This is a genomic window from Nocardioides pelophilus (assembly GCF_014180685.1).
GTDB classification, from domain to species: Bacteria; Actinomycetota; Actinomycetes; order Propionibacteriales; family Nocardioidaceae; genus Nocardioides; species Nocardioides pelophilus.
Window position 1 is genome coordinate 1 of sequence record NZ_JACEHF010000217.1, and the last position, 6,226, is coordinate 6,226.

Consider the following 6,226-nt stretch of genomic DNA (forward strand, 5'->3'; position numbering starts at 1 on the left):
GCGCCCAGGCGGCCGGTGCCCAGGCGGCCGGCCACGGCAGCGCTCACGCGGCGGCCGGCGGGATCTCGAAGGGGGTCGCACTCAAGGTCGGCGCGGTGGTGGCAGCCGGCGGGGTGGGCGTCGTCGGCGCCGCGGCTGCCGTGATCCTCCTGACCGGTGGCGGGGAGAGGACGACCGTCAAGGTGCCGGCCACCTCCGACATCTACCTCGCGGGTGCGGACGAGGAGGACGAGGCGCTGCTGAGCGACCCGGGCACAAAGCCGATCTCGATCGACGTCGAGGGCGCGGGGACGGTGTCCTTCCCGTCCGTCGACGGCGAGCTGGGTGCGTGCACCGGCTGCGAGCCGGAGCCCGCCGACGGCGGCCAGCTCACGTTCGGCACGACGGCGCTCCGGGGGTTCAACGGCATCGCCGGGGTCGCCCACGCCGATCGCACGCTCTTCGTGGTCGGGGTCTTCGTCGGCGAGGAGCAGCCGTCGCGCTCCGATGACGAGATGGTCGACCTGACCGACGCCGACGAGGAGGCGAAGCAGGAGCCCGAGCTCGGTGAGCCGTTCTTCATCGGCGACGGCGAGACCGGCGACGGGGAGCTGCAGGAGGTCGTCGTACCCGACGACGCCACCACCCTCTACCTCGGCTTCGCCGACGGCTACGGCTTCGCCGGCACGCCCGGGGCGTACGGCGACAACCACGGCACCGTCGAGATCGAGGTCACCGTCGACTGAGTCGACCGGTGCGCCACCCTCGGGCCTCGCCTGCGGGGAGGCCGGCTGGGAGGATGCGGGCATGACCACGCGCCTGTACGCCGTCACCGTCCTCGGCCACGACCGGCCCGGGATCATCGCCGAGGCGACCGCCGGCCTCGCGGGTCTCGGGCTCAACCTCGAGGACTCGACGATGACCCTGCTCCGCGGGCACTTCGCGATGATGCTGCTCTGCTCGACGGTCGGCGCGGACGAGTCGGTCGGCCCGCGCGAGATCGAGCAGGCGCTCGCGTCGCTGACCGCCGACGGCGACCTCGACGTCGCGGTCCGGCCGGTGACCGACGAGCCGACCCCGACGGGTGCGGCGAGCTCGTGGGTGCTCACGGTGCACGGTGGCGACCGCCCCGGCATCGTGTCCGCGGTCGCGCGGGAGGTCGCCGCGGCCGGCGGCAACATCACCGACCTGACGACCCGGCTGTCCGGCTCGCTCTACCTGCTGGTGGCCGAGCTCGACCTTCCCGCGGCGGCCGACGTCGCCGCGGTCGAGGCCGCGATCAAGGCGACCGCGCAGCAGNCAAGGCGACCGCGCAGCAGGTCGGGGTCACGGCGACGCTGCGGGCGGTCGAGGCCGACGAGCTGTGATTTCCCCACACCGTTCTTCAGCTCCCCCGCTTCGCTCCTCCACTGAACAACGCAGTGGGGGTCCCAGGAGATGACCGAGCAGCGCGACAGCGACCGGCTGCTGGCGTGGACCGAGGCGGACCTCGGGGTCGCCGGGCGGGTCCTCGAGGTGGTGTGCGCCCCGGACCCGGTGCTCGCCACGGCCGGCGAGCGGATCGACCCGGCCGCGCCGGAGTGGGTCCAGCTGGCCGCCGACCTGGTCGCCACGATGCGGGTGAGCCCCGGTTGCGTCGGCCTGGCCGCCCAGCAGGTCGGCGTCGCCGCGCAGATCTTCAGCGTCGACGTCTCCGCCCACCCCAAGGCCCGCACCCACCACGGCACCTTCGTCCTGTGCAACGCCGAGGTAGTCGAGGCGAGCCGCAACGAGCGCGCCCGCGAGGGCTGCATGAGCGTCCCGGACTTCACCGGCGACGTGAAGCGGGCCAGCCGGCTGGTCGTCACCGGCCAGCTGCCCCGCACCGGCGAGCAGGTGACGATCGCGACCGACGCCTTCGAGGCCCGCGCGCTCCAGCACGAGATGGACCACTGCCAGGGCTACCTGTTCCTCGACCGGGTGGCCGGCGCGCACGCCGTACACCCGCGTCAGACCTACTTATGACCCCTGATGACCCAGACTTGGTCACGGCACCACCACACGCCCCTGTATCCCAACCGGCAGAGGAAGTCGCCTTAAAAGCGATTCAGTCTGGGTTCGAACCCCAGCGGGGGCACGACACCACTGCAAGGGGTTGTGTTCAGGCCGACCTGAAGCGGCAGAGTGGTCGGCATGAAGCACGAACATCACGAGCACGCCACGCTCGACGAGCTGCGCCAGGCGCTCACCCGCGAGTTCTGGGACGCCCGGTACGCCGGCAGCGACCGGGTCTGGAGCGGCCGGCCGAACCAGCGGCTGGTCGAGCAGACCGCCGACCTCACGCCCGGCCACGCGCTCGACGTCGGCTGCGGCGAGGGCGCGGACGCGATCTGGCTCGCCGAGCAGGGTTGGGAGGTCACCGCCGTCGACGTGTCGCGGGTGGCGCTCGACCGCACCGCGGAGCACGCGATCGAGCGCAAGGTCGACGACCGGGTCAAGGTGGGGGAGTACGACGTGCTCGCCGGGCATCCGCCGCGGCACCCGCGTCACGCGCGCGGCTTCGACCTGGTCTCCGCGCACTTCATGCACGTGCCGCGGGAGGACTTCGACGACGTGTACCGGCACATCGCCGCGGCGGTCGTGCCCGGCGGCCGGCTGCTTGTCGTCGGGCACCACCCCGACGACGAGGAGAGCGGCGCCCGCCGGCCGCACGGGCCGGGCCTGATGTTCCCGCCCGAGCAGGTGCTGGCCGCGCTCGGCGTCGAGGGCGGGTCCTCGGACACCTGGGAGGTCGAGGTCGCGGACTCACCGGTCCGCGAGCAGCAGACCGACGAGGGCCCGATCCAGGTCCGCGACACGGTGGTCCGGCTCCGACGGCGGTAGTCACCTTCCCGGCCTCCCGTCGTTGTCCCGACGTGAGCCGACGTAGAACGTGTTCTATCGCCCTGGTCGCCGCTGCCCTCCTGGTCGGCATCGCGCCCGGCGCCGGGGCTGCTGGCGACCAGCGCTCCGACGCCGGCACGAGGGTGGCCGCCAGCACCGCCGCCAGCACTGCCGCCGGTCCGGACAGTCCGCAGCTGCGCCGCAAGGGCCGGTGGATGGTCGACCAGCACGGCCGGGTCGTGATCGTGCACGGCTTCAACCTGGTGTGGAAGCACGCGCCGTACGCCCCACCGGCGACGGCCGCCGGCTTCACCGGCGAGGACGCGCGCTGGCTCAAGCGCCACGGCTTCAACGGTGTCCGGCTCGGCACCCTCTGGGCGGGCATCACGCCCGACGAGCCCGGCGTGGGCGACCCTGCCTACCGGAACCGGTGGCAACGGGTCATGGACATGCTGGCCGACCAGGGCATCTGGATGCAGCTCGACGCGCACCAGGACCAGTGGCACGAGACGTACGGCGGCGAGGGCGCGCCGGACTGGGCGATGATCCGGCCCGCGCCGTACAACCTGCTGCCGCCGGTCACCGCACCGTTCCCGCTCGGCTACTGGACGCCCGAGACGTCGACGGTCTTCGACCAGTTCTGGGCCAACAAGCACGGGCTGCTCGACGGCTGGGTCGCGGCCTGGGAGGTCGCCGCGCGGTGGTGGCGCACGCAGCCCTACCTGATGGGCTACGACCTCATCAACGAGCCGTGGATGGGTCTGGAGTGGCCGACCTGTCTCACGACGGGCTGCAAGTCGTCATACACGAACGAGCTGCAGCCGGCCTACGAGCAGGCGACCGCGGCCATCCGTCGGATCGACGGTCGGAACATCGTGTGGTGGGAGCCGCAGCAGTTCTCCGGTGGCCAGAAGATCCCGACGTTCCTCGAGCCGATGGCCGGCGAGCGGCGGCTCGGCCTGTCGTGGCACAACTACTGCCAGGACGTCTTCCTGGAGTCGCAGGGCGTGCCCCCGCCGATCGCCGACGTCGAGAACTGCTGGGAGTTCAGCCGTGACCGCAACCAGCACGCGCTCGAGCAGGCCGCCCACATCAACGCGGTGCCGATGATGAGCGAGTGGGGCGCCACCGACAACGTCCGTGCGATCGAGATCGACGCCGCGGTCGCCGACGAGCACCTGATGGGCTGGTTGCACTGGGCCTACAAGCGCTGGGACGACCCGACCACGGCCGATGACGCCCAGGGCATGTTCGCCGACGACGCCGATCGCTCCACGGTCAAGGTGGAGAAGCTGCGGACGCTGGTGCGGACCTACGCCCAGGCCGTCGCCGGCGTGCCGACGGCGATGTCGTTCGACAAGACGACGGGCGACTTCCGACTCCGGTTCCGGCCCGACCGGCGGATCGCGGCGCCGACGGAGATCTTCGTCAGCCCGCTGCACTACCCGGACGGGTACTCGGTGCAGGTCGCGGGCGGCACCGCCGTCCGGCAGCCCGGGCGGATGGTGCACGTGCGGCCCACGGGTGACGGCGCGGTGACCGTGACGATCCAGGGACGCTGACGACGGGAACGTCCAGGGGGCGCCGGACGTTGTTCTTGTGTCTGACTCCCTAGACTGGGGGTCACCTACTCAGGAATCCCTTCGGAGGAGACCATGCAGAGCAACAACCCCGTGTTCCGTCGGTCGGAGGAGTTCAACCAAGCCTCCCCGTACGGCCAGACGTTGTACCCGGGCTATGCGCCGTCGCCGCAGGGCCATGGCGGCGAGCCGGGTGCCTACGCCCCGACCGCCCCGCCGACCGCGGGCCGGATGACGATCGACACCGTCGTCCAGTCGACCGCGATCACGCTCGGTGTGGTGATCCTGACCGCTGCCGCGACCTGGATCCTCACCGGCGACATCACCAACGACCCCGAGGGTGCGATCCCGACGCTCAGCGCGGCGATCCTGATCGGTAGCCTCGGCGCCTTCGCGCTGTCGATGGTGAACTCCTTCAAGCGGGTCGTCAGCCCGCCGCTGGTCATCGCCTTCGCGGTGTTCGAGGGTGTCGCCCTCGGTGCGCTCAGCAAGCTGTACGACGCGGTCTACGGCGCCAACTCCGACTACGGCGGCATCGTGACCCAGGCGGTGCTCGGCACCTTCGCCGCGTTCGCCGGCACCCTGGCGGCGTACAAGTTCTTCGAGATCAAGGTCGGCCAGAAGTTCCGGACCTTCGTGATCGCCGCGATGTTCGGCATGGTCGCGCTCAGCATGATGGAGCTCGTCCTCAGCCTGTTCGGCGCGGGTCTCGGCCTCTACGGCAACGGGGGGCTCGGCCTGGTCTTCGCGGTCGCCGGTCTGGTGCTCGGTGTGTTCATGCTGATCCTGGACTTCGACTTCATCGAGCAGGGCGTCCGCAACGGCATCCCGGCCGCGGAGTCGTGGCGGGCCGCGTTCGCGCTGACCGTGAGCCTGGTCTGGATCTACACCAACCTGCTGCGGATCCTCGCGATCCTGCAACAGGACTGAGGTCTCGAGACGGTCGCCAGAGCGACCTCCTCGACCACCGAGAGCAAGCCGAGGGCCCCGGAGCGATCCGGGGCCCTCGGTCCATTTTGCCCGGTAAGGTCCCGGCATGACGTCCAGCGACCCGACGCCGGTCGAGGCCATCGACCGGATCCAGGCGGTGTTCGGGAAGCCGCACGGCGAGTACCGGACGCTCCACGCCAAGGGCGCGTTCTACGAAGGGACCTTCACGGCCACGCCGGAGGCGGCCGCCCGTTGCCGGGCGCTCCACCTGCAAGGCACCGAGGTCCCGATCCTGGTCCGCTGGTCGAACGGCGGCGGGAAGCGCAATGCCCCCGACGGCGTGCCGGACGTCCGCGGGATGGCGGTCTCCTTCCGGCTCCCGGACGGTACGGCGACCGACCTGCTCGGACAGACGGCGCCGCGCTTCCCCGTTCGCACCCCTGAGGCGTTCGTCGCGCTGGTCGAGGCGGCGGCCTCGCCGGTGAAGCTGGCGCGGTTCGTCGCCCGCCATCGATTAGCCCTCCCGCCGCTGCTCGCGAACGCGAAGGCCAAGGCGCTGGTCGCGCCCGCGTCGTACGCCGAAGCCACCTTCTACCCCATCCACGCCTACCGCTGGACTGCTGCCGACGGCTCGCAGCGCTGGGTGCGCTACACGTTCCGCCCGAAGGCGACCAAGGACGACCGGCTCCCCGACAAGCTCACCGGGCGGGACCGGCTGCGCGAGGAGATCGTCGCGCGGCTCGCGGTGGCGCCGGTCGAGCACACGCTGGAAGTGGCGGTCGCGGGTGAGGGTGACGACCCGCACGACCCGATGTCGGTGTGGCGGCCTGCTGAGGTCTTCGACGCGGGCACCCTGAGGGTGACCGGCGTCGCCG

General features: G+C 71.6%; 7 protein-coding genes and 1 tRNA gene. All 8 read left to right on the forward strand.

Going from position 1 to position 6,226, the window contains the following annotated elements; genetic code table 11:
• On the forward strand, nt 1–725 hold a 725-nt coding region (locus H0488_RS21395), incomplete at its 5' end, for a hypothetical protein (RefSeq protein ID WP_183101237.1).
• 61 nt (nt 726–786) lie between these two features.
• On the forward strand, nt 787–1,392 hold the full coding sequence (locus H0488_RS21400) for a glycine cleavage system transcriptional repressor (RefSeq protein WP_246372653.1): 606 nt from the start codon (nt 787–789) through the stop codon (nt 1,390–1,392).
• Between the two features lie 24 nt (nt 1,393–1,416).
• Entirely contained in the window at nt 1,417–1,983 is a 567-nt protein-coding gene (gene def / locus H0488_RS21405; protein ID WP_183101238.1) for a peptide deformylase, read from the forward strand.
• Between the two features lie 38 nt (nt 1,984–2,021).
• Nucleotides 2,022–2,095: transfer RNA gene (locus H0488_RS21410), tRNA-Leu, on the forward strand.
• A 56-nt stretch (nt 2,096–2,151) separates the two neighbouring features.
• A complete protein-coding gene (locus H0488_RS21415) occupies nt 2,152–2,841 on the forward strand; it encodes an SAM-dependent methyltransferase (RefSeq protein ID WP_183101239.1) in 690 nt (229 codons plus the stop codon).
• Between the two features lie 32 nt (nt 2,842–2,873).
• Nucleotides 2,874–4,403 carry a glycoside hydrolase family 5 protein gene (locus H0488_RS21420; protein ID WP_183101240.1) on the forward strand — a complete coding sequence of 510 codons (1,530 nt, stop codon included), beginning with the start codon at nt 2,874–2,876 and terminating at the stop codon, nt 4,401–4,403.
• Between the two features lie 93 nt (nt 4,404–4,496).
• Nucleotides 4,497–5,351 (forward strand): Bax inhibitor-1/YccA family protein, encoded by an 855-nt coding sequence (locus tag H0488_RS21425; RefSeq protein ID WP_183101241.1) that lies wholly within the window; start codon nt 4,497–4,499, stop codon nt 5,349–5,351.
• Nucleotides 5,352–5,457: 106 nt separating this feature from the next.
• A partial coding sequence (locus H0488_RS21430) for a catalase (RefSeq protein WP_183101242.1) occupies nt 5,458–6,226 on the forward strand: 769 nt, incomplete at its 3' end.